At 66.4% G+C, this 22,099-nt stretch carries 22 protein-coding genes; 13 read left to right on the plus strand and 9 right to left on the minus strand.

The window, feature by feature from the left end; genetic code table 11:
• Window positions 1-12: 12 nt before the first annotated feature.
• A complete protein-coding gene (locus VH326_RS10965; protein ID WP_329631860.1) occupies window positions 13-1,011 on the minus strand; it encodes a ligase-associated DNA damage response exonuclease in 999 nt (332 codons plus the stop codon).
• Between the two features lie 107 nt (window positions 1,012-1,118).
• Between VH326_RS10965 and VH326_RS10970 the strand changes: the two genes are divergently transcribed.
• The 5 genes from VH326_RS10970 to VH326_RS10990 are packed head-to-tail and all read left to right on the plus strand — an operon-like array spanning window position 1,119 to window position 7,167.
• Entirely contained in the window at window positions 1,119-1,280 is a 162-nt protein-coding gene (locus VH326_RS10970) for a hypothetical protein (RefSeq protein WP_329631861.1), read from the plus strand.
• A 31-nt stretch (window positions 1,281-1,311) separates the two neighbouring features.
• Window positions 1,312-3,723 carry a ligase-associated DNA damage response DEXH box helicase gene (locus VH326_RS10975; protein ID WP_414714268.1) on the plus strand — a complete coding sequence of 804 codons (2,412 nt, stop codon included), beginning with the start codon at window positions 1,312-1,314 and terminating at the stop codon, window positions 3,721-3,723.
• Window positions 3,724-3,777: 54 nt separating this feature from the next.
• A complete protein-coding gene (locus VH326_RS10980; RefSeq protein ID WP_329631863.1) occupies window positions 3,778-4,743 on the plus strand; it encodes a retroviral-like aspartic protease family protein in 966 nt (321 codons plus the stop codon).
• A 41-nt stretch (window positions 4,744-4,784) separates the two neighbouring features.
• Window positions 4,785-5,696: an aspartyl protease family protein gene (locus VH326_RS10985; RefSeq protein ID WP_329631864.1), complete on the plus strand. Its 912-nt coding sequence runs from the start codon at window positions 4,785-4,787 to the stop codon at window positions 5,694-5,696.
• Between the two features lie 49 nt (window positions 5,697-5,745).
• Entirely contained in the window at window positions 5,746-7,167 is a 1,422-nt protein-coding gene (locus VH326_RS10990) for a M20/M25/M40 family metallo-hydrolase (RefSeq protein ID WP_414714269.1), read from the plus strand.
• A 171-nt stretch (window positions 7,168-7,338) separates the two neighbouring features.
• Here the strand turns inward: VH326_RS10990 and VH326_RS10995 are convergent, their stop codons facing one another.
• Window positions 7,339-7,671, minus strand: coding sequence for a hypothetical protein (locus tag VH326_RS10995; protein WP_329631865.1), 333 nt, complete (start codon window positions 7,669-7,671; stop codon window positions 7,339-7,341).
• A gap of 68 nt (window positions 7,672-7,739) precedes the next feature.
• Window positions 7,740-9,665 carry a potassium transporter Kup gene (locus VH326_RS11000; RefSeq protein WP_329631866.1) on the minus strand — a complete coding sequence of 642 codons (1,926 nt, stop codon included), beginning with the start codon at window positions 9,663-9,665 and terminating at the stop codon, window positions 7,740-7,742.
• A gap of 118 nt (window positions 9,666-9,783) precedes the next feature.
• Between VH326_RS11000 and pdeM the strand changes: the two genes are divergently transcribed.
• Window positions 9,784-10,446, plus strand: a complete 663-nt coding sequence (gene pdeM / locus VH326_RS11005) for a ligase-associated DNA damage response endonuclease PdeM (protein WP_329631867.1) — start codon at window positions 9,784-9,786, stop codon at window positions 10,444-10,446.
• Here the strand turns inward: pdeM and msrA are convergent, their stop codons facing one another.
• The 4 genes from msrA to pabB form a co-directional block, all read right to left on the minus strand.
• A complete protein-coding gene (gene msrA / locus VH326_RS11010) occupies window positions 10,447-11,109 on the minus strand; it encodes a peptide-methionine (S)-S-oxide reductase MsrA (protein WP_329631868.1) in 663 nt (220 codons plus the stop codon). It lies immediately after the preceding gene.
• A gap of 64 nt (window positions 11,110-11,173) precedes the next feature.
• Window positions 11,174-11,314 (minus strand): hypothetical protein, encoded by a 141-nt coding sequence (locus VH326_RS11015; RefSeq protein WP_329631869.1) that lies wholly within the window; start codon window positions 11,312-11,314, stop codon window positions 11,174-11,176.
• A 129-nt stretch (window positions 11,315-11,443) separates the two neighbouring features.
• Window positions 11,444-12,643: a pyridoxal phosphate-dependent aminotransferase gene (locus VH326_RS11020; protein ID WP_329631870.1), complete on the minus strand. Its 1,200-nt coding sequence runs from the start codon at window positions 12,641-12,643 to the stop codon at window positions 11,444-11,446.
• A 29-nt stretch (window positions 12,644-12,672) separates the two neighbouring features.
• Window positions 12,673-14,442, minus strand: a complete 1,770-nt coding sequence (pabB, locus tag VH326_RS11025; RefSeq protein ID WP_329631871.1) for an aminodeoxychorismate synthase component I — start codon at window positions 14,440-14,442, stop codon at window positions 12,673-12,675.
• A gap of 112 nt (window positions 14,443-14,554) precedes the next feature.
• Between pabB and VH326_RS11030 the strand changes: the two genes are divergently transcribed.
• A complete protein-coding gene (locus tag VH326_RS11030; RefSeq protein WP_329631872.1) occupies window positions 14,555-15,217 on the plus strand; it encodes an MBL fold metallo-hydrolase in 663 nt (220 codons plus the stop codon).
• On the opposite strand, the gene VH326_RS11035 is transcribed toward VH326_RS11030, so the two are convergent.
• Window positions 15,214-15,654: an MAPEG family protein gene (locus tag VH326_RS11035; protein ID WP_329631873.1), complete on the minus strand. Its 441-nt coding sequence runs from the start codon at window positions 15,652-15,654 to the stop codon at window positions 15,214-15,216. The two genes, VH326_RS11030 and VH326_RS11035, sit on opposite strands and share 4 nt — an antisense overlap.
• A 202-nt stretch (window positions 15,655-15,856) precedes the next feature.
• Here VH326_RS11035 and rpmF point away from each other — a divergent pair, with 202 nt between their 5' ends.
• The 5 genes from rpmF (at window position 15,857) to VH326_RS11060 (ending at window position 18,864) form a co-directional block, all read left to right on the plus strand.
• The gene (gene rpmF, locus VH326_RS11040; protein WP_329631874.1) at window positions 15,857-16,036 is read left to right on the plus strand and encodes a 50S ribosomal protein L32; all 180 of its coding nucleotides are present in this window, start codon (window positions 15,857-15,859) and stop codon (window positions 16,034-16,036) included.
• Window positions 16,037-16,094: 58 nt separating this feature from the next.
• Entirely contained in the window at window positions 16,095-17,108 is a 1,014-nt protein-coding gene (gene plsX, locus VH326_RS11045) for a phosphate acyltransferase PlsX (protein ID WP_414714277.1), read from the plus strand.
• Window positions 17,105-18,070 carry a beta-ketoacyl-ACP synthase III gene (locus VH326_RS11050; RefSeq protein ID WP_329631876.1) on the plus strand — a complete coding sequence of 322 codons (966 nt, stop codon included), beginning with the start codon at window positions 17,105-17,107 and terminating at the stop codon, window positions 18,068-18,070. The genes plsX and VH326_RS11050 overlap by 4 nt, the downstream gene beginning before the upstream one ends.
• Window positions 18,071-18,199: 129 nt before the next feature.
• On the plus strand, window positions 18,200-18,496 hold the full coding sequence (locus VH326_RS11055; protein WP_414714270.1) for an integration host factor subunit alpha: 297 nt from the start codon (window positions 18,200-18,202) through the stop codon (window positions 18,494-18,496).
• Window positions 18,497-18,504: 8 nt separating this feature from the next.
• Window positions 18,505-18,864: a MerR family transcriptional regulator gene (locus VH326_RS11060; RefSeq protein ID WP_414714271.1), complete on the plus strand. Its 360-nt coding sequence runs from the start codon at window positions 18,505-18,507 to the stop codon at window positions 18,862-18,864.
• 4 nt (window positions 18,865-18,868) lie between these two features.
• On the opposite strand, the gene VH326_RS11065 is transcribed toward VH326_RS11060, so the two are convergent.
• A complete protein-coding gene (locus VH326_RS11065; RefSeq protein WP_329631877.1) occupies window positions 18,869-19,537 on the minus strand; it encodes a TetR/AcrR family transcriptional regulator in 669 nt (222 codons plus the stop codon).
• 124 nt (window positions 19,538-19,661) lie between these two features.
• Between VH326_RS11065 and VH326_RS11070 the strand changes: the two genes are divergently transcribed.
• Window positions 19,662-22,028 (plus strand): TonB-dependent receptor, encoded by a 2,367-nt coding sequence (locus tag VH326_RS11070; RefSeq protein ID WP_329631878.1) that lies wholly within the window; start codon window positions 19,662-19,664, stop codon window positions 22,026-22,028.
• Window positions 22,029-22,099: the final 71 nt, after the last annotated feature.

A 22,099-nucleotide genomic window follows, 5' to 3' on the forward strand; every position in this document is an offset into this window, starting at 1 on the left:
TGGCAGGGCGGCTCAGTCATCCTCGTCCTCATACCCCACCAGCGCCAGCGCCCTCGCCTTGATCTGGCGAGTCATGCACCAATGGATCAGCGCTTCCTCGCGGCCGTGCGTGACCCACACTTCCTTGGGCGCGATTTCGGTCAGCGTTTCGATCAGCTCGTCCCAATCGGCATGGTCGCTGAGGATCAGCGGAAGCTCGACGAGCTTTTGCCGCGCGCGCTGGCGGACTCGCATCCATCCGCTCGCCATTGCGGTGATCGGGTCGGGCAGACGGCGCGACCAGCGATCGTTGAGCGCGCCCGGCGGGCACATCACGATTCGACCCTGCAATTCGGCCTTGGGCACGCCGGTCGCGGGGCGAAGTTCGCCGAGTTCGACGCCCAATTCGACATAGAGATCGCACAGCCGTTGCAGCGCGCCGTGGATATAGATCGGATCGTCGAACCCCATGTCGCGGAGCTCGCGGATCACGCGCTGCGCCTTGCCCAGGGCATAGGCGCCGACCAGCACGCAGCGCGTGGGGTTGGCGCGCAAAGCGGCGAGAAGCTTGTCCATTTCGTCGTGCGTTTCGGGATGACGGAACACCGGCAGGCCGAACGTCGCCTCGGTGACGAAGATGTCGCATTTGACCGGCTCGAACCGGGCGCAAGTCGGGTCGGGGCGGCGCTTGTAGTCGCCCGATACGACCACCGTCTCGCCGCGATGGCGAAGCACGATCTGCGCCGACCCAAGCACGTGCCCGGCAGGGACGAACTCGACCTCGACCCCGCCCATGTCGCGCTTCTCGCCGTATCGGACCGCATGCCCGGCTTGCGGGCCGTAGCGCGTTTCCATGATCGCCAGCGTCCCGGGCGTCGCCCACACCGCCGCGTGCCCGCCGCGCGCATGATCGGCATGGCCGTGAGTCACCAGCGCGCGGGGGGACGGCACCGACGGATCGATCCACGCGTCGGCGGGCGCGACGTAGATGCCTTGCGGATGCGGCACGATCCAGTCGCCGAGCTTTGCCATATCGGTTGAACAAGATGCCCGCATACGCGGTTCCGCGCCAGTGCGCGGACCCGTCGGACGGGTCGCGCGTTGGCTGTTCGACATCTGACCGAATTGGGAGCGTCGCGATGGAAGGCTTGTGGGGTTTCGTGATCATCGGCGGGCCGATCCTGCTCGCTCTGGTGCTGATCATCGCCAAGTTGCGCAACCGCCGGATGCCCGCGCCGGGACCCGAAGGCGCCGACCGGACACCATCCAGCTACGAGAATGCCGGCGACCGCAAGACATAGCGCCGCGCCCGAATCCGCTTATATCGCGGCGGTGTCCGCAACGCTGCCGCCCATAGTTTCGCGCTGGTTCGCGGCACGCGAATGGCAGCCGCGGCGGCACCAGCTGGAGATGCTCGACGCCGCGCGCGCTGGGCATCACGCGCTGTTGGTCGCGGCAACGGGGGCGGGCAAGACGCTTGCCGGGTTCCTGCCGACGCTGGCGGAACTGATCGAGGCGCCGGCCGACGGGCTGCACACGCTCTACGTCTCGCCGCTCAAGGCGCTCGCCGTCGACGTGCAGCGCAATTTGCTCACGCCGATCGAGGAGATGGGGCTCGATATTCGAGTCGAGACTCGCACCGGCGACACGCCATCGGACCGCAAGGCGCGCCAGCGGGTCAAGCCGCCCAACATCCTGCTGACGACGCCCGAATCGCTGTCGCTGCTGCTCAGCTATCCAGACAGCTTCACGATGTTCGCGGGGTTGCGAACGATCGTGATCGACGAGGTCCATGCGTTCGCCACGGGCAAGCGCGGCGACTTGCTGTCGCTGTGCATGGCGCGGCTGCAGCGGATCGCGCCCGACCTGCGCCGCGTGGCGCTGTCGGCGACCGTGGCCGATCCCGACGGCTATCGCGCGTGGCTGGCGCCTGATGGCGACATCGATACGGTCGACCTCGTCCTCGGTGAAGCCGGCGCGGAGCCCAATGTCGCGATCCTGCTGCCCGAGGATCGCATCCCCTGGGCGGGGCATTCGGGGCGCTATGCCGCCGAGCAAGTGATGGCGGAAATCGAGACTCACCGCACCACTTTGGTGTTCTGCAACACGCGCAGCTTGGCCGAACTGATCTTCCAGGATTTGTGGAAGGTCAACGCGATGTCGCTGCCGATCGGGGTGCATCACGGCAGCTTGGCGCGCGAGGCGCGGCGCAAGGTCGAGCAAGCAATGGCCGACGGGCGGCTGCGTGCGCTGGTCGCGACCGCTTCACTGGACTTGGGTGTCGATTGGGGCGACGTCGATTGCGTGATCCAGATGGGCGCACCCAAGGGCGCGTCGCGGCTGACGCAGCGGATCGGGCGCGCCAACCACCGGCTCGACGAAGTATCCGAAGCGATCATCGTGCCGGGCAACCGGTTCGAATATCTCGAAGCGCGCGCGGCGATCGATGCGGTGGAATCGGGCGCGCTCGACGAGGATGTGTTCCGGCTGGGCGCGCTCGACGTGCTTGCGCAGCACGTCATGGCGTGCGCGTGCGCGGCGCCGTTCGACCAGGCCGCGTTGCTCGACGAAGTGCGATCGGCGCTGCCTTACTCGGCGTTGTCGGACGAGCTGTTCGACCGCGTGCTCGGGTTCATCCGCGATGGCGGTTATTCGCTCCGCGCGTACGATCGCTTCAAGCGATTGACGCAGGACGAGGACGGCATCTGGCGAGTCAGCCATCCGCGTTTCGTCACGCAGCATCGCCTCAACGCGGGGATCATCGTGGAGGCGACGATGCTCAACGTTCGCTTCAAGAACGGCCGGATGCTCGGCAAGGTCGAGGAGAGTTTCGGTTCGACCCTATCGATCGGCGACACGTTCTTCTTCGCCGGGATCAGCTGCGAAGTGCTGCGGATGGACACCGAGGATCTGTTGGTGCGCGCATCGGCCAAGCCGGCGCGGATCCCGACCTATGGCGGCGCGCGGATGCCGATCTCGACCAACCTCGCCGACAGGGTGCGCGCGTTTCTGGCGACGCCGGACGAATGGAGCCGGTTTCCCGACGACGTCCGCGAGTGGCTCGAGGTCCAGTCGTACCGCTCGGTCTTGCCCCGCGCCGACCAGCTTCTGGTCGAGACGTTCCCGCGCGAGGGGCGGCATTACATGGTCGCGTACAGCTTCGAAGGGTGGAACGCGCACCAGTCGCTCGGCATGCTGCTGACGCGGCGGATGGAGACGCAGGGGCTGCGCCCGCTGGGGTTCGTCGCGAGCGATTACGCGATCGGCACCTATTCGCTCGACCCAGTGACCGACCCGGCGAGCCTGTTCTCCGCCGACATTCTCGAGCACGAATTCGTCGACTGGGTGCAGCAGAGCCACCTGCTCAAGCGCGCGTTCCGCGAGGTCGCGGTGATCGGCGGCCTGGTCGAGCGCCAGCATCCCGGCAAGCGCAAGACCGGCAAGCAAGTGACCTTCTCGACCGACCTGATCTATGACGTGCTGCAGAAATACGAACCGACGCATCTGCTGCTCCAGGCGGCGTGGGACGATGCGCGCGCCAAGATGACCGATGTCGGTCGGCTTGCGCACCTGCTCGATCGCGCGGGCAGCACGATGATCCATGTCGACCTCGACCGCGTCTCGCCGCTCGCGGTACCGGTTCTGACCTTGATCGGGCGCGAGCGAGTCGCGACGGGTACCGCCGACGACGCCTTGCTCGTCGAGGCCGAGTCGCTGGCGCAGGAGGCGATGCGGATCGACTGACCGCGCGTCTATTATCCGCTTGGTACGCGAAACGAATAAGCGTACGCTTCCGGGATGCGCAGGCTCCCCTTCCTGCTAATTGCGGCTGCGACGGCCGCGACGGCGGCGCCGCCCCCGCAAAAGCCCGACGCGCCGGCAGTGCCCCCTCCCGCGCCAGCCCCAGCGCCGCCGGGCGAGGTCTTCACGCTAGGACAGACGACCGACCGAATGACCGTTCCGGTCGGCGTTGCCGGGCAAGGTCCGTTCCCGTTCATCATCGACACCGGCGCCGAACGATCGGTGGTATCGCGCGAACTCGCCGAGCGGCTGAAGCTCGATCCCGGCGCCGACGCCAAGGTTTTCGACTTTGCGGGCAGCAGCACGGTCGAAACCGCCAAGGTTCCCCTGTTGTCGGCGGGCAAGATCGAGACCGGCGCGATCGAAGCGCCGATGTTGATGGCGGCAAATATCGGCGCGCCGGGGATGCTCGGGATCGACGCGTTGCAAGGGCGTAAGATCATCCTCGATTTCGACCGCAAACAGATGACGCTGGTGCCCGCGAAGCGGCATGCGGGGGGCGACATCATCGTTCGCGCGCAATCGCGTACCGGTCAGTTGATCGTCACCAAGGCGTCGTTCGAAGGCAAGCCGATCGCGGTCATCATCGATACCGGATCGTGGCTGAGCATCGGCAATTCGGCGATGCGCGCGCTGGCCCGGCAACGGCCGCGAAATTATGGTCCGGTCGAAGTCAAGTCGGTCACCGGGCGAAGCTTCGAGGCCGATTACGTCGCGGTGAACGATGTCAGGATCGGCGATATCCGGATCGACCAATTCAACCTGTCGTTCGCCGATGTGCCGCCGTTTGCTCGCTTCGGCCTGCGCGATACGCCAGCGCTGATCCTCGGCATGAGTTCGCTCCAGCTCTTCCGCCGTGTCGAGATCGACTTCGTCAATCGCGAGGTCGCGTTCACGCTGCCGCGGCCGAAACCGAACTTTCATGATACCTGCCGCGGGTTTTCGCTTTGCAAGCAATTGTGAGCCGCCCGGCGGCGATTCTGGCCGTTGTCTTTTGCTCGATATTGGCCGCGCCGTCGCTGCGCGCACAGAACGACAGACCCGCAACGCCGGCGCCGGCCGAACCGGCCGCCGCCACGGCGGATACGCTCGGGATCGGGTTCGAGGAAACCCGGATGACGGTGCCGGTATCGATCGGCGACAATGGGCCATACCGCTTCGTCATCGATACCGGAGCCGAGCGGACCGTGGTGTCGCGCGAGCTTGCCGGCTCGCTCAACCTCACCGCCGGGCGCCGCGTTCGCGTGACGACGATGGCTGGGCAAGGCGAGCTCGATACCTTTCTGCTGCCCGCGCTCCAGGTCAGTCTGGTCAGGCCGGGTGTGATCGAGGCACCGGCGGTCGACGCGAACAACCTGGGCGCACCCGGTATGCTCGGGATCGACGCGCTGCAGGGGCATGCCGTCGCGATCGATTTCGACAAGAACCTGATGGAGGTGCGTCCATCGGCAAAGCGTGGCATGACGGCAGGACCGGACGACATCGTGATCCGCGCCAAGAACCTGTACGGCCAGTTGATCGTCACCGACGCGCGTTATCGCGGGCGGCGGATCTCGGTGGTGATCGATACCGGATCGCCGGTGACGATCGGCAACCTGGCGCTCCTCAAGCGCGTGCGCACCGACAAATCGCTGGGGCAGATCCGGCTGATGTCGGTCACTGGCCAGTGGCTCCAGGCCGATTACCGGCAGATCGACACGCTATCGATCGCGGGGATCGGGTTCGAACACATACCGATCGCGTTCGCCGAAGCGCTGCCGTTCAAGAAGTTCGGGCTGACCGACACCCCCGCTCTGATGCTCGGGATGGACACATTGAAGCTGTTCCGCCGCGTCCAGATCGATTTCGCCAATCGCGAGGTGCGTTTCACGCTGCCGCGTAACGTGATCGTCGTGCCGCCGATCCAGCGGCAATAGCGCCGATTGCCAGCGCGGCGAATTGACGCTTTATAGGCGGCTATCGGCAATGAGGGGGAAACCAATGCGCGGCTTGGGGTGGATCGTGGGGGCGGCATTGGTCGCGCAATCGGCGGCGGCATCGGCGGGCGAGCTTCGTCCCGATCAGCAAGCATTCTTCGGGCTCTACAAGGAGCTGGTCGAGACCAACACCGTGGTCGACATCGGCAGCTGCACGCAGGCGCGCGACCAGATTGTGGCGCGGATGAAGGCGGCCGGCTATACCGACCAGGAGCTGACGCCGTTCTCGGTCCCCGAACACCCCAAGGATGGCGGGTTGGTCGCGGTCCTCAAGGGGAGCGACCCCAAGGCCAAGCCGATCCTGCTGCTCGCGCATATCGATGTCGTCGCGGCGAAACGCGAGGATTGGGTGCGCGATCCGTTCAAGCTGGTCGAGGAGGACGGCTATTATTACGGCCGCGGCACCGTCGACGACAAGGCGATGGCGGCGATCTGGGCCGACGCGATGATCCGCTTCAAGACGAGCGGGTACCGCCCCAGGCGCACGATCAAGATGGCGCTTACGTGCGGCGAGGAAACCACCTATGCGTTCAACGGCGCCGAATGGCTGGCCAAGAACAAGCCCGACCTGATTGCGGCGGAGTTCGCGCTCAACGAAGGCGGGGGCGGGCGCTACAACGACAAGGGCGAGCGCGAAATGCTGGCGATCCAGGTCGGCGAGAAGGCGGCGCAGAACTTCACCTTCACCACCACCAATCCCGGCGGCCATTCGTCGCAGCCGGTCCCCGACAACGCGATCTACGAACTCGCGGACGCGCTGCAGCGCGTGCGGACGTACGAGTTCCCGATCAAATTCACCGACACGACTCGCGCGTTCTTCGGCATGGTGGCGAAGGCGCCGACCACGCCCAAACCGGTGGCCGACGCGATCACGACGTTGCTCGCGAACCCGAACGACGCGGCGGCCGACAGGATCGTCAGCATCGACAAGGCGATGCACTCGACGCTGCGCACGACTTGCGTCGCGACCTTGCTCAAGGCCGGGCATGCCGAAAACGCGCTGCCGCAGACTGCAACCGCCAACGTCAATTGCCGCATCTTCCCGGGCGAGAGCGTCGACGGCACGCTCGCCAAGTTGAAGGAGCTCGCCGGTCCCAAGGTGACGGTCACCGCGAACATGCCGATCCGCCCGATCGGGATTCCGCCCAAGCTCGACCCGAAGATCGTCGGCCCGATGAAGGCGGTCGCGGACAAATATTTCCCGGGCGTGCCGATGCTGCCGTCGATGTCGACGGGCGCAACCGACGGCATCTTTCTGGAAGCGATCGGCATCCCGGTCTACGGCGCGCCTGGCGTATTCATCGATGCCGATTTCTCGGGCATCCATGGGCTCAACGAGCGGATCCGGACCGAGTCGCTCTATGCCGGGCGCGATTATCTGTTCGATCTGGTGAAGGCGTATGCGGGTTAGGCTCGCTGGAGTGAAATAGCGGCGCTATTTCACCCCCGGCCAACGAGCCCGGCCGACGCTGCCCCGGTAGCGGCCGACGGCGCGAATTCACTTCGCGCCGCTTTGCCACCCGACGCAGCAGCGGCACCCAGATCAAGTTCGGGTGACGATCGGGTCGTCCCGCACCCGCGTTCAGGGGTTGGCGGTAATGGACTTGCCCGCCGCGGAAAGTTCGCTGCCCATCGCGGTCAGTTCGGCGATGCAGCGGGCACGGTCCGCATTCACCACGTTGGCGTCGCTCGTGTAGACACGACGTAGCGTCGCCTCGATCCCGACATTCTCGTTCACGCCTTTCAACTTTCCGACGAAAAAGGCTACGCCAGTGACGGCGGATTGCTTGCCTGCCGGATCGGTGACGGTACCGGCAAGGTATGCGAACACCGCCAGGCATCGCGCGTCCGCGTCGCTCGGCGGTGGTGGTGCAGCTGCGGTGCCGAGTAGCAGCGGCAGGGCAAGTGACAGCATAGATTTGCTCCGGAAAATGGTGGCCTTGGTGCGAAGATGCTGCCGTAATCGCCGGCGTTCGTCTAGCGCTACACCGTAACCTGCTCGCCAAGCTCGAGCACCTTGCCTGGCGGGATGCGCAGGAAATCGGTGGGGTCGCTCGCGTTTCGCTGCAGGAACATGAAGATGCGGTCCTGCCAGATCGGCATGCCGACCTCGGCGTCGGCCTTGAGCGTGTTGCGGCCGATGAAATAGCTCGCCTTCATCGGATCGACCGACAGCAAGCCGGCCTGGGAAGCGACCGCGAGATCGCGCGGTACGTCGGGGCTTTCCATGAAGCCGTAGCGCAGCACCACGACGCTGAAATTATTGTCGAGCCGCTTGATCTCGCAACGGTCGTCGGGATCGACCTGCGGCCGGTCGGTGGTGCGGACGGAAGCGATCAGGTTGGTCGCGTGGAGCACCTTGTTGTGCTTCAGGTTGTGGAGCAGCGCGCCCGGCGCACTTTCGGGATTGCCGGTCAGGAAGATCGCGGTGCCCTCGACTCGCTCGGGTGGGCGGCGGGTGAGCGCGGCGGCGAGGTCGGCGAGCGGCACGCTCTGGCGCTGTTCGAAGGTGCGCACGATCGACTTGCCGCGCACCCAGGTGAAGATCGTGAACCCAATGCACGCCGCGATCACCAGCGGCACCCAACCGCCCTCGACCACGCGCAATATGTTGGCGCCGAAGAAGACCAGGTCGAGCGTCAGGAACGGCGCGATCAGCCCGATCGCCCACGGCCGCGACCAGCGCCAGCGATGCCGCACGACGAGGTAGGCGAGGCAGGTCGTGACGACCATCGTGCCGGTCACCGCGATGCCGTACGCCGCCGCCATCGCCGACGAAGTGCGGAACTGGATCACCAGCACCAGCACCCCGACCAGCAGCAGCCAGTTGATCGACGGAAGGTAGATCTGGCCAGCATAATCGGCCGAGGTGTTGCGTATGCGCAGGCGCGGCAGCAGCCCGAGCTGGACCGCCTGCTGAGTGAGCGAATAGGCGCCCGTGATCACCGCCTGGCTGGCGATGATCGTCGCCAGCATCGCCAGGATGATCAGCAGCGGTCGCACCGCGTCGGGCGCCATCAGGAAGAACCAGTCGGCGTTGTCGTTCGGCCCGAACACGCGCCCCGCCGCGGCGAAGGCGTCGAGCTTGTGCAGCGCATAGGCGCCCTGCCCGAGGTAATTGAGCATCAGCGCCGGCCATACCAGGGCGAACCAGCCGAGCCGGATCGGCTTCAACCCGAAATGCCCCATGTCGGCGGTCAGCGCTTCGACCCCGGTGACGGTGAGGAACACCGCGCCGAGCACGAACAGCCCGAGCACGCCGTGAGTCACGAGGAATTCGCCGGCGTAATAGGGGTTGAACGCGAATAGGATCCCCGGCCCGTCGGCGATATGCCACAGCCCCAGTCCGCCAATCACCACGAACCACAGGATGCAGACCGGGCCGAACAGCGCGGATACTCGCGCGGTGCCGCGCGCCTGGATTGCGAACAGGCCGATCATCAGCACGATCGTGATCAGCATGATCTGAGTCTCATTGACCGCATGGCTTCCGCCCGGGAGCGTGCGCAGTCCCTCGACCGCCGACAGCACCGACAGCGCCGGGGTGATCATCGCGTCGCCGTAGAACAACGCCGCGCCCGCCGCGCCGAGCACGAGCGCGGTGCGCGAGCGCCAGCCGAGCGCGCGCCGCGCCAGCGCCGCCAGCGCGAGCACGCCACCTTCGCCGCGATTGTTCGCGCGCATCAGGAACAGCACGTATTTGACGGTGACAACGAGGAACAAGGTCCACAGCGCGAGGCTGAGCACGCCCAGCACTTCGTATCGAGTCAGCCCGTCGGACGCCGCCTGGCCCAGCGCTTCGCGAAACGCGTAAAGCGGGCTGGTGCCGATATCGCCGAACACCACACCGATCGCGCCGATGGTCAGCGCGATCAGAGCAGGTCTGGAAAGTTGGGCTTTGCGCGACACCGAGTGCTGGCCCCCGAAAGAGCGCGCGCTTTACGCTTGTTACGCGGCCGATCAAGCGGATTCTGCTGCACCGCCGCAAGCCATTGCTCGGGCCGCGCCAATGCGGCATTGCATGGCTATGGTTCCCTTTTCGTTCGCCGGTCATGACCTCGCCGCACTGCCCGATGGCGCGCTGTACTGGCCGGCGCGGCGCGCGTTGATCGTTGCCGATCTGCATTTCGAGAAAGCGAGCTGGTTCGCGAGCTTCGGCCAGATGCTGCCGCCGTACGACAGCGCGGCGACGCTGACCGCGATCGAGGCTCTGGTGGCGGCGACGAAGCCGGCGGAGATCTGGTGCCTTGGCGACAGCTTCCACGACAGCCGAGGCTGCGAGCGTTTGCCCGCCGCCGAGCAGGCGCGGCTGCGCGCGCTGACGGCGGCGCACCGCTGGGTGTGGATCGTCGGCAATCACGACAGCAGCATCGGCAATCCGTGTGGCGGCGTGGTGATGGACGAAGCGTTGGTCGACGGGCTGGTGCTCCGGCACGAAGCCGACCCGCGCGAGCCAAGGCCTGAGCTTTCCGGGCATTTCCACCCAAAACTGCGCGTGCGGGTGCGTGGCCGGCTGGTGTCGCGGCGCTGCTTCGTCGCGACTGGGTCGAAGCTGATCCTGCCGGCGTTCGGCGCGCTCACCGGCGGGCTCGATGCCGGGCACCCGGAGATCGTCCGCGCAGTCGGGCGGCACGGCGAAGCGCTGGTGCCGATCGCCGACCGCTTGTTGCGGTTTCCGCTGGCTGCCTGACTATTTCGCGAGCTGGGGAAACACTGCCCTGAACGCCGCAACCTTGGGCTTGTCCCAGGTGACGATGTACGGGTGGTTGGGGTTCTTGTCGTAGAAGTACTGGTGGTACGATTCGGCCGGAAAGAAGCGGCCGCTCTCCAGCTTGGTGACGATCGGCCGCCGGAAGGCCTTGGCGCGAGTCAGCTGCGCGATATAGGCGGCGGCGACGCCGCGCTGCGCCGCGTTTTGCGGAAAGATCGCGGTGCGATAGCTCGGCCCGGAATCCGGCCCTTCGCGATCGAGCGAGGTCGGATCGGTCGCGACCGAGAAATAGACGCGCAGCAATGTGCCATAGCTCACGACGCGCGGGTCATAGGTGATGCGGATCGCCTCGGCATGGCCGGTGCCTTCGGTCGAGACCTGATCGTAGGTCGCGGTCGCCGCGCTGCCGCCGGCATAGCCCGCGGTCACGCCGGTCACGCCCTTCACGCGCTCGAATATAGCCTGCATGCCCCAGAAGCAGCCGCCGGCGAACACCGCGACTCTCGGCTGCGCAGTCGGGACGACGTCGCCTGCGGGGGCGGGGATCGGCACGGCGCGATCAGCGACAGCCGGGCTGCTGGCCAAGGCGATGCCGATCGCGGCTACGGCAACGGTCAGCGGAAGGGCGATGGTCTTGATCATGGCTGCGGCTCCGGGGTTCGTTCGCATATAGGAACGGCCCGGATGCGGCCAAGGATGCGCGGAATCAGCGAGTCGCGGCGATCGTCGTCGGCGCGGGGCTCGAGGTTTCGGCGGTTGCGGGGTGCAGCGCGAGCACGCCCAGTCCACCCAGCGCGAACCCGCCGAGGAACCGCCACAGCATCGCGGACTTGATCAGGATCTTCATCGGACTGTTCCCTTTCTGCTGGCCGCGACGTGGCGATGTTTCCCGTCGCTTCAACCAGCCAGACGTGAACAATAGGTTTCCCGATCTGAACTTTTGCTGGGTTCGCGGTTCATCCGCGAGCAGGGATCGTTAACGCAAAGCGGCGCAGGCGGTCTGGATTCGCTCGCACGCTTCGCGCAGCAGCTCTTCCGACGTCGCGTAGCTAATTCGCATCGCCGGCGAGAGCCCGAACGCCTCGCCCTGCACCGCCGCCACTCGCGCGTCGTCGAGCAGATAGCCGACGAAATCCTCGTCGGTCGCGATCCGCTTCCCGCCCGGGGTCGCCTTGCCGATCAGCTCCGAAATGTCGGGATAGACGTAGAACGCCCCGTCGGGGCGCGGGCAGCGGATCCCGCTTGCCTGGTTGAGCATCGACACGACCATATCGCGGCGGCCTTCGAACAGCGCTGCGTTATCCTTGAGAAACGCCTGGTCGCCGGTCAGCGCTGCGACCGAGGCGGCCTGCGCGATCGAGCAAGGATTGCTGGTCGATTGCGACTGCAGCTTTCCCATCGCCTTGATCAGCCAGGCGGGGCCGCCCGCGAAACCGATCCGCCATCCCGTCATTGCATACGCCTTCGACACGCCGTTGGCGGTCAGCGTTCGGTCGTGGAGCGAGGGGCAGACCTGCGCGATCGTGCGGAACTCGAAGTCGCCGAACACGATATGCTCGTACATGTCGTCGGCGTAGATCCACACCTGCGGATGGCGTTCGAGCACCTCGCCGAGCGCCTGCAATTCGTCTTCGCTGTACGCGGCGCCGGTCGGGTTCGACGGCGAGTTGAGGATCAGCCATTTGGTGCGCGGCGTGATCGCCGCCTCGAGCTGTTCGGGCCGAAGCTTGTAGCCCTGGTCGGCGCCCGCCGCGGCGAACACCGGTGTCCCGTTCGCAACCAGCACCACGTCGGGATAGCTGACCCAATAGGGCGCGGGCACGATCACTTCGTCGCCGGCGTCGAGCGTCGCCATCATCGCGTTGAACAAGGTGTGCTTGCCACCCGCGTTCACGGTGATCTGGTCGACGCGGTAATCGAGGTCGTTGTCGCGCTTGAACTTGAGCCGCACCGCCTCCTTGAGTTCGGGCGTCCCGTCGACATTGGTATATTTGGTCTGGCCGTCGCGGATTGCGCGGATCGCGGCCTGCTTGATGAAATCGGGCGTGTCGAAATCGGGCTCGCCCGCACCCAGCCCGATCACGTCGACCCCCGCGCGCTGCAACTCGCCGACGCGCTGCGTGATCGCCAGCGTCGGTGACGGCTTGATGCGATTGAGCGCGGCGGACGGCTGCATGGCGATATCCTTCAGACCAGCCGCTATAGTCAGGCGGGTTCGGCGTGCGCAACCGCGAGCGTCGCGGGGAGGAGGCCGCGCAGCGCATTGCCGACAAGAAAGCCGTGCGCGAGGTCGGCGCGGGTGAGGGGCGCTTCGACCGCGCGGCCGGTGTCTAGCAGCTCGCCGCGCAGCACTCCGGGGAGCAAGCCGAGCCCGAGCGGCGGGGTCAACAGCACGCCGTCGCGCTCGACGAACAGGCTGGTGAAGCTACCCTCGGTCAGCTGGCCGTCGCGTTCGAACAACACCTCGAATGAATCTCCGCGGGCCTGGTCGTAGAAGGCACGATCGCTGGTTTTGTGGCGCAAGCGGAAATCGGCGCGGGCCACGGGCATCGGCACGATCTCGACTGCCACTGGGCCGGTTGGGGCGGCGGGCAACGGCGCGACCTCGATCGCCACCGCGCCGCTTCGCGCGAGCAGCAGCCGGACTCGCGCCGGCTCGCGCAGGCGGAAGGTCGCCGCCTGGAGCTCGTTGCGCGCGGCGTGGCGGTCGAACGCGAAGCCGAGCAGGCTCGCGCTGGTCTTCATCCGCGCCAGATGCCGTTCGAGCAACGTAATGCCCTCGACCGGGTCGAACGCCATCGTCTCGATCAGGTCGATCATGCGCGCGTTCGCGGTCACGAAATCCATCTTGGCGAGCGCTTCGTCCCACTCCTCGGCCTCTTGCGAATCGGCGACGATCCCGCCGCCCGCACCGAGCACCGCGTGATCGTCGTCTCCGCTGATCGCCAGCGTTCGGATCGCGACGTTGAACATCGCGTCGCCATCGGCATCGAACCGCCCGATCGCGCCGGTATAGGCGCCCCGCGGTGCGCTCGACGCCTCGATCTCGGCGAGCGCTTCGATCGCGCGGATCTTGGGCGCCCCGGTGATCGATCCGCACGGGAACAACGCCGCGAGCACGTCGACCGCGTCCTGGTCGAGCGCCAAGGTCGCGGTCACGGTCGAGGTCATGGTGTGGATCGTCGGATAGGTTTCGACCGCGAACAGTTCGGGCACCGTGACGTTGCCAGCGACGCGCGACAGGTCGTTGCGCAACAGGTCGACGATCATCAGATTCTCGGCGCGCTGCTTGGGGTGATCGGCAAGGCTGGCGGCGAGCGCACGATCCTCCGGTGGTGTCGCGCCGCGCCGCGCGGTTCCCTTCATCGGCTTGGCGGTGAGGCGCGGGCCATCGAGCGCGAAGAACAATTCGGGCGATAGCGAGAGTAGCCAGTCGGTCCCGGTCGACACCACCGCGCCATACCCCGCCCGCGCCCGGCTGCGGAGTTGCGCGTAGATCGCCAGCGGATCGCCCGCCACCGGCACGCGCGCCCTGAACGACAGGTTGGCTTGGTAGAGGTCGCCCGCGTCGATCAGCGCGCGGACTTGCTCGAACCGCTCGGCATAGGTGGCGCGATCGACATCGGGAACGGGGGCGCCCGCCCAGCCCGACATCGGATCGGGAAGCAGGCCAGGCACGTCGTCGGGCGCGATCTCGTCATAATGGTCGAACAGCCCGAACCAAAGCAACGGTCCCTTGCCGCCGGGGAGAGCGCCGAGCACCGGCTCGAACGCTGCCGCGGCCTCGTATGCGACGAATCCGGCCGCATGCAGTCCGCGATGCCGCGCGCCGCGCAAGCGGTCGAGTGCTGGCTTGACCTCGATCGCGGCGTGCGCCGCGACGATCGACACCGGCGCCTGGAACAGCCGCGCCGGCGCAGCGCCCTCGGCACGGGCGTCGTCGAGCAATACGAAAGGGCGGTCGCGGCGGATCACTGGCGTGAGATGCAACTGACATCGCCTCCGGGGCAAGCCCAAGCTTGCAGCCTTCTCGTCGTGCCGGCTGCGCGAGCTTGCCGTCATGCCGCCCGCGCCCTAATTCGCCGCCATGGCCGAGCCCAACCAGCCGCTTCGCGCGGCGATCATCCCTGTCACGCCGCTCCAGCAGAATTGCACGCTTGTGTGGTGCACCAGTACGATGCGCGGCGCGTTCGTCGATCCGGGCGGCGATTTGCCGATGCTCAGGTCGGCGATGGAGAAATACGGTGTCACGATCGAGAAGGTGCTGATCACCCACGGCCATTTCGATCACGCCGCGGGCGCCGCGCAACTCGCCGAAGATCTGGGCGTCGAGATCGAGGGGCCGCACCCCGACGACCTATGGCTGCTCGAAAAATTGAGCGAGGACGGGCTAAAATACGGTGTGCCGGGGCGCTCGTTCGTTCCAGCGCGGTGGTTGGACCAAGGCGATGAGGTGACGGTGGGCGAGGTAGGTTTCGCAGTCCACCACACCCCCGGCCATACGCCGGGGCACGTCGTGTTCCACAATGCCGAATCCAAGCTCGCGATCGTCGGCGACGTCTTGTTCCAGGGATCGATCGGCCGCACCGATTTCCCGCGCGGCGACCACAACCAATTGATCAGCTCGATCGTCACGCGGCTGTGGCCGATGGGAGACGACACCGTATTCCTCCCCGGCCACGGCCAGCCGAGCACGTTCGGTCAGGAGCGCGCGAGCAACCCGTTCGTCGCGGACTCGGTGTTGGGTTAACCCTGTGGGGTGCCGATGACGATCGTGCTGGGCGCCGGACGCACTGCGGCTGCCTGATACCCGATCGCCAGCGCCCATATCGCTAGCGCGAGCGTCACCAGCAACGTCGTGATCGCACCGAACGGGCGAAGCCAGCGCAACTTGGGCGCATCCATGCCGATCCCGTGCGCCAGCCGAGCGACGATGAACAGCGCGCCGAGCAGCCACAGCCACAGGTTCGCGCCGCGTGCCAGCTCGATCAGCGCGATCAGGATCAGCACGATCGGCGCATATTCGGCGAAGTTGGCGTGTGCCCGCGTCCGCGCGACCACCGGCTCGTTTCCGCCGTCGCCCATCCACACCCCCGCCGCCTGCCGCACGCGCGTGACGCGCATCGCCAGCCAGATGTTGATCAACCCCGCCGCCGCGGCGATCACGAGCGTTACCGGTAAGATCATGCGTATGTCCTCCCCTTCGTGCCCGCCTAGGTGCCCCACCGCCGCGTGGGTTGCAACCGCGCGGCAAATCGGTATAGCGGCGCGCTTCCGCGATCAGACCGCCGACCAGGCGCGCGGCCGGCTCCCACGTCGGTTGCGCCGCTTCGCTTTCGGGCCTAATCGCTTCGTCGAAATCGTTTTACGCTAGAAGGTTGTCGCCGCAATGGCCGTTCCGAAGAGAAAGACCTCGCCCTCCCGCCGTGGCATGCGCCGCGCGCACGATTCACTGTCGGTCGAATCGTATCAGGAATGCCCGAACTGCGGCGAGCTCAAGCGCCCGCACAATCTGTGCGGATCGTGCGGCCATTATAACGGCCGCGAGATCGTCTCGGTCGAAGGCTGATCGACCACCCCGAGGGGAACAGGCTGTGACCACCGGCTCCTGGATCGCCGTCGACGCAATGGGCGGTGACGAGGGGCTGGCGGTGATGCTGGCCGGAGTCGCCGAAGCGCGGCGCCGGTACGAAGGCACGCACTTCCTGCTGGTCGGCGACGAAACGGCCATTGCTACGGGGCTTAAGAAGCACCCCAACCTCACCGCCAATTCGGAAATCGTCCACGCGCCCGACGTGATCAAGGGCGACGAGAAGCCTAGTCAGGCGCTCAGGCGTGCCAAGACGACGTCGATGGGCGTCGCGATCGATCTGGTGAAGCAAGGCCGCGCCGCCGCCGCGGTGTCATCGGGCAACACTGGCGCGTTGATGGCGATGGCCAAGGTCTCGCTCCGGACGATGCCGGGGATCGACCGGCCGGCGCTGGCCGGGCTGATGCCGAGCCTGGGCGAGCACGACACCGTGGTGCTCGACCTCGGCGCCAATACCGAGTGCGACGCCAACAATCTGGTGCAGTTCGCGGTGATGGGCGCGGCCTATGCGCGAACGATGCTCGACCTTGAATCCCCCCGCGTCGCGCTGCTCAATATCGGCACCGAGGACATGAAGGGCACCGAGGAGATTCGCGACGCGGCGCAAGCGCTGCGCGCCGCCGAGCATTTGCCGATGACCTTTGCCGGGTTCATCGAAGGCGATAAATTGTCGCGCGGCGACGTCGACGTAATCGTGTGCGACGGCTTTTCTGGCAATATCGCGCTCAAGACCGCCGAAGGGACCGCGCGGTTCGTCGCCGATTTGCTGCGCGAGGCCTTCTCGAGTTCGATGCGGTCGAAGATCGGTTTCCTGATCTCGCGCCCCGCGACCGAGGTGCTGCGGCACCATCTCGACCCCAACAACCATAACGGCGCGGTCTTCCTTGGCCTCAACGGCTTGGTCGTGAAGAGCCATGGCGGCGCCAACGAAACCGGGGTCGCGACCGCGATCGCGGTGGCGGCGAAGAGCGTTCGCGACGACCTCGCGCGGCGGATCGCCGACGATCTCCAGCATTTCGCGCGAGCCGAACCGGAAGGGGCGGCGGCATGAGGCGCTCGGTCCTGACCGGGACCGGATCGGCACTGCCCGCGCGGCGCGTGTCGAACGCCGAGCTTGCCGAGACCGTCGATACCACCGACGAATGGATCGTCGAGCGCACCGGCATCCGCTTCCGCTACCTCGCCGGCCCCGACGAGACGACGGGGACGCTTGCCGCCGACGCGGCGCGCGCGGCGCTCGGCGCGGCAGGCAAGGCGGCGGCGGACATCGACCTGATCGTGCTCGCCACCGCGACCCCCGACCAGACCTTTCCGGCGACTGCGACCAAAGTCCAGGCGATGCTCGGTATCGACGATTGCGTCGCGTTCGACGTCGCAGCGGTATGCTCGGGCTTTCTCTATGCCGTGCAAGTCGCCGACAGCCTGATCCGCACCGGCGCGCATAACCGGGCGCTCGTCATCGGGTCGGAGACGTTCAGCCGGATCCTCGACTGGGAGGATCGCACGACCTGCGTCTTGTTCGGCGACGGTGCCGGCGCGGTGGTGCTCGAGGGGCAGGAGGTGGCCGAGGACGGCCCCGGCATCCTCGCGACCAAGCTCCATGCAGACGGGCGGCACAACGAATTGCTCTATGTCGACGGTGGCCCGTCGACCACCGGCACCGTCGGCAAGCTCCGGATGAAGGGGCGCGAAGTGTTCCGCCACGCCGTCACCAACCTCGCCAATGTGATGGGCGAATCGCTCGGGCTGGCCGGGCTGACCGCTGCGGAGGTCGACTGGGTGGTGCCGCACCAGGCCAATGCGCGAATCTTGGACGCGACCGCGCGCAAATTGTCGCTGCCGGCGGAAAAGGTCGTCGTCACGGTCGACCAGCACGCCAACACCTCGGCCGCGTCGGTGCCGCTCGCGCTCGATGCGGCGACGCGCGACGGGCGGATCAAACCGGGACAAATCATTGTTCTCGAAGCGATGGGCGGGGGCTTCACTTGGGGCGCGGCGGTGCTACGCACCTGAAGGGGCGCGGCGATGCTGCGGGCCTGACGCTGGACCGACATGCGTCGGTAACGGCCACGTAACTATCCGTTTCCTGGGTGCGGTCATTGTGTTACGACGGATTCCTGTCACCTGGGGAGGGGCGCTTTAGTGAGTGTAGGGACATTGACGCGGGCCGATCTGGCCGACGCATTACAGCGCGAAGTCGGGCTGTCGCGCGCCGATTCGGCCAAGCTGGTCGAAGAGATTCTCGAACAGATGTGCGAAGCGCTGTCGCGGGGCGAGAACGTCAAGATTTCGGGCTTCGGCACTTTCGTGCTGCGCGACAAGGGCCAGCGGATCGGGCGCAACCCCAAGACCGGGGTCGAGGTGCCGATCGCGCCGCGCCGCGTGCTGACCTTCCGCGCCAGTCAGATGATGCGCGATCGCATCGTCGGCGCGGGCTGACCGCCGAAGTGGCGGCCGGCGACAAGGCGGCTGGCGCGTTCCGCACCATTGGTGAGGTATCGCGCGATACCGGCCTGCCGCAGCATATCCTGCGCTATTGGGAAACGCGCTTTCCCCAGCTTCGCCCGCTCCAGCGCGCGGGCAACCGGCGCTATTACCGGCCCGAGGACGTCGCGCTGGTGCGGCGGATCGATTCGCTACTCAACGCGCAAGGCTACAGGATCGAGGGCGTGCAGAAGCTGCTCGCCGCCGAACGGCGCGGCGCGTCGGAACCCGCAGTGCCGGTTTCGGCTCACGGCGCTACCATCGATGGCGCGAGCTTGAGAGCGATCCGTGACTTGCTCGCCAGGGCGCTCGCCGCGGCTTGACCGGTCAATGCGGCGCGAGGCCGCGGCGCAGCATGTCGGCGACCGTGTCGGCGATCGCGTCGGTCGAGCGATCATCGTCCCACACGCCGTAGCGCAGCCCCAGGAACACGTTCATTCCCATGATCGCCCAGGCGTGAACGTCGGATACGTCGTCGCGCAATTCGCCGCGCGCCGCCGCCGCCTTCAGCCGCTGCTCGATACGCTCGGCGGTGGTCGCGTAATGTTCGTGGAAGCTCGCCGGATCGACGAACTCGGCTTCGTCGATGATGCGGTAGATTTCCTTGTGGCTGCGCACGAAGTCGAGAAAGCCGAGCAGGCCCGCGCGTTCGGCGGCGATCTGGTCGGGCGCGGCGCGTAAGGCAGGGGCGACGGTGTCGCGGACTTGGCCCGACATGTCGCGGACCAGTGCGCGGAAGATCGCGTCCTTCGAATCGAAATAGGTGTAGAAGCTGCCGAGCGCGACCCCCGCCCGGCGGGTGATCCCGCTGATCGATCCTTCGTGGAAACCCTTTTCGCCGAATTCGGCGGCGGCGGCGTCGAGCAGCGCGCGCATCGTGCGGCGGCCGCGATCGGTGCGCGGCGCCTTGCCCGCGCTCGCCGACGCGTCGAGCCCCCGCGCGTCGGTGGTGCCCTCCCCCGCGACCGGCGTTGCCGATGCGCCAAGCTCTCTCACTTTTTCGCACCCCCTCAAAAGACCAAGTTGAAACCCGGTTCAGGTTTCAGTATACGCGGCTTCGACAAGCGTTCAACCGGGTCGTTGCCGGTGAGAACGATAAAACATTGGGAGGGAGATCACGATGATTCACCGTCATGCGCGCGCGCTGTATGTTGGGGTTGCCGCAGCCGCCCTGTTCGCCGGACCGGCCTATGCGCAAGAGACGCCGGCCGCCGCGGCGCCTGCCGATACGCAAGCCAGCGATGACAACGGCGGCGACATCATCATCACCGCTCGGCGCCGCGAGGAAACCCTGCTCAACGTGCCGATCGCCGTGACGGCGATTACCGGCGACAAGCTCGAAAAGATCGGCGCGGTCGACCTGACCGATATCCAGACGATCAGCCCCAACACTACCTTGAAGGACGCGCGCGGCACCAACTCGACGCTCGCCGCGTTCATTCGCGGCGTCGGCCAGCAGGACCCGGTGCCGGGGTTCGAAGCCGGCATCGGCATCTATCTCGACGACGTCTACCTCAATCGTCCCCAGGCGGCGGTGCTCGACATCTACGACGTCGAACGGATCGAGGTGCTGCGCGGGCCGCAGGGCACGCTGTATGGCCGCAACACGATCGGCGGCGCGGTCAAGTACGTGACCAAGAAGCTGCCCGACCATTTCTCGCTTGCGGTACGCGGCGCCTATGGCTCGTACAATCAGGCTGACGGCATCGTCACTGCCTCGGCGCCGATCGGGTCGCTGCTCAAGATCGGCGTGTCGGGCGCCCGGCTGAGCCGCGACGGGTTCGGTCGGAATCTCTATCTGAACATCCCGAACTACAACAAGGACATCTGGGCGGGCCGCGGCACGATCGAATTCGAGACCCCCGATAGCGGGTTGTTCGTTCGGATCACCGGCGATTACACCCACGACAAGTCCGCGCCGCGCAACGGCCATCGCCTGTTTGCCGGCCTGCTGACCGGATCGCCGGTGCTGTCGAACGTCTACGACACCAATGCCGGGCTCAGTAACCCCAAGGAAGATGTCTGGGCCGGCGGGTTGTCGATGGCGGTGACGGCCAAGCTCAGCCAGAACTTCACGCTGCGGTCGATCAGCGCGTGGCGCAAGGATCGCAGCTATACCCCGATCGATTTCGACGCGACCCCGTCGGTCGATGTCGACGTGCCCGCGGTATACCGCAACGAGCAGACCAGTCAGGAATTCCAGTTGCTCTATTCGAGCTCGAAGCTCAACGGGCTGGTTGGCTTCTATTATCTGGGGGCGAAGGCGGCGACGGCGTTCGACGTCCTGCTCAACACCACGCTCGCCAACCTCGACGCCTACACCGCCGGCGACGTGCGGACTGAGACGTCGTCGGTGTTCGCCGACTTCACCTACGATTTCACGCCGCAGTTGAGCCTGTCGCTCGGCGGGCGCTATACGTGGGATCAGCGCAGGTCGTTCATCTACAAGGCCAACTTCCTCGGCGGACCGCTGTTCGGCGCGACCAGCGAGTTCGGCGGCAATCCGACGCTGAACCTCGGCGCATCGACCAACTTCCGTGGCGAAGCGAACTTCAAGCGCTTCACCCCCCGCGCGTCACTGAGCTTCAAGCCCAACGACAACCACATGTTCTATGCGTCCTATTCGGAAGGCTTCAAGGGCGGCGGGTTCGATCCGCGCGGATCGGGTACGTCGGCGCCCGACGCCAATGGCGACGGCGTCCGCAGCTATCAGGAAATCTACAACTATCTGTCGTTCAAGCCCGAAGTGGTGAAGAGCTACGAGATCGGGTGGAAGGGATCGGCGCTCGACAAAAGGCTGACCTGGTCGCTGGCGGCGTTCCACGCCAACTACTCGAACGTGCAGATTCCGGGGTCGGTCGCGTGCGTCATCGGCGGCGTCCAGAGCTTCTGCGGCATCACCACCAATGCCGCCAGGGCGCGGATCAACGGCGTCGAGCTCGAGACCAACGCGGTGCTCGCGCGCGGTTTTGCCGGGGCGGGCTCGAACGTCACCTTCTCCGGCGCGCTCGGCTATATCGACCCCAAATATAAGAGCTATATCGGTCCGACCGGTGCGGAAGTGTCACAATACCGCCAGTTCCAGAACACGCCGAAATGGACGCTGGCGGGCACGCTGTCCGGCAATGTGCCGGTCGGCGGGGGCACCGTCAACGCGTCGACCACGGTGTCGTATCGCAGCCTGACGCACCAGTTCGAGGTGGCGAGCCCGTTCCTCGACCAGCCCGGCTATACGTTGTGGGATGCCAATCTGACGTACAGCTTCGGGTCGAACGACCGCTATTCGATCGGCATCCACGCCAAGAACATCACCGATGTCCGCTACAAGACTGCGGGCTATCAGTACCTCGCGGCGAGCGCGGCGACCGGCCAGATCATCTATACCGGCGCGGGCGGCGTGACCCCGACGCTGGGGAAGGAAGGCGTCGCCACCGTATTCTACGGCAACCCGCGCCAGGTTTTCGGAACCTTCTCGCTCAAGTTCTGATCGACGGACGCGGATCGCCTGATACAAGGGGGAAAGGGGGCTGGGCGCGACCATGCGTCCGGCTCCTTTTT

This window comes from Sphingomonas sp., from assembly GCF_036269755.1.
GTDB lineage: Bacteria > Pseudomonadota > Alphaproteobacteria > Sphingomonadales > Sphingomonadaceae > Sphingomonas.

Bases quoted from the DNA above. Each gene is read 5' to 3' on its own strand.
- VH326_RS11015 (WP_329631869.1), bottom strand. From the start codon at position 11,314: ATGAAGATCCTGATCAAGTCCGCGATGCTGTGGCGGTTCCTCGGCGGG.
- VH326_RS10965 (WP_329631860.1), bottom strand. From the start codon at position 1,011: ATGGCAAAGCTCGGCGACTGGATCGTGCCGCATCCGCAAGGCATCTAC.
- VH326_RS10995 (WP_329631865.1), bottom strand. From the start codon at position 7,671: ATGCTGTCACTTGCCCTGCCGCTGCTACTCGGCACCGCAGCTGCACCA.
- msrA (WP_329631868.1), bottom strand. From the start codon at position 11,109: ATGATCAAGACCATCGCCCTTCCGCTGACCGTTGCCGTAGCCGCGATC.
- VH326_RS10980 (WP_329631863.1), top strand. From the start codon at position 3,778: ATGCGCAGGCTCCCCTTCCTGCTAATTGCGGCTGCGACGGCCGCGACG.
- VH326_RS11030 (WP_329631872.1), top strand. From the start codon at position 14,555: ATGGCCGAGCCCAACCAGCCGCTTCGCGCGGCGATCATCCCTGTCACG.
- rpmF (WP_329631874.1), top strand. From the start codon at position 15,857: ATGGCCGTTCCGAAGAGAAAGACCTCGCCCTCCCGCCGTGGCATGCGC.
- VH326_RS10990 (WP_414714269.1), top strand. From the start codon at position 5,746: ATGAGGGGGAAACCAATGCGCGGCTTGGGGTGGATCGTGGGGGCGGCA.
- VH326_RS11070 (WP_329631878.1), top strand. From the start codon at position 19,662: ATGATTCACCGTCATGCGCGCGCGCTGTATGTTGGGGTTGCCGCAGCC.
- VH326_RS11050 (WP_329631876.1), top strand. From the start codon at position 17,105: ATGAGGCGCTCGGTCCTGACCGGGACCGGATCGGCACTGCCCGCGCGG.
- VH326_RS11035 (WP_329631873.1), bottom strand. From the start codon at position 15,654: ATGATCTTACCGGTAACGCTCGTGATCGCCGCGGCGGCGGGGTTGATC.
- pdeM (WP_329631867.1), top strand. From the start codon at position 9,784: ATGGTTCCCTTTTCGTTCGCCGGTCATGACCTCGCCGCACTGCCCGAT.
- VH326_RS10970 (WP_329631861.1), top strand. From the start codon at position 1,119: ATGGAAGGCTTGTGGGGTTTCGTGATCATCGGCGGGCCGATCCTGCTC.
- VH326_RS11020 (WP_329631870.1), bottom strand. From the start codon at position 12,643: ATGCAGCCGTCCGCCGCGCTCAATCGCATCAAGCCGTCACCGACGCTG.
- plsX (WP_414714277.1), top strand. From the start codon at position 16,095: ATGGGCGGTGACGAGGGGCTGGCGGTGATGCTGGCCGGAGTCGCCGAA.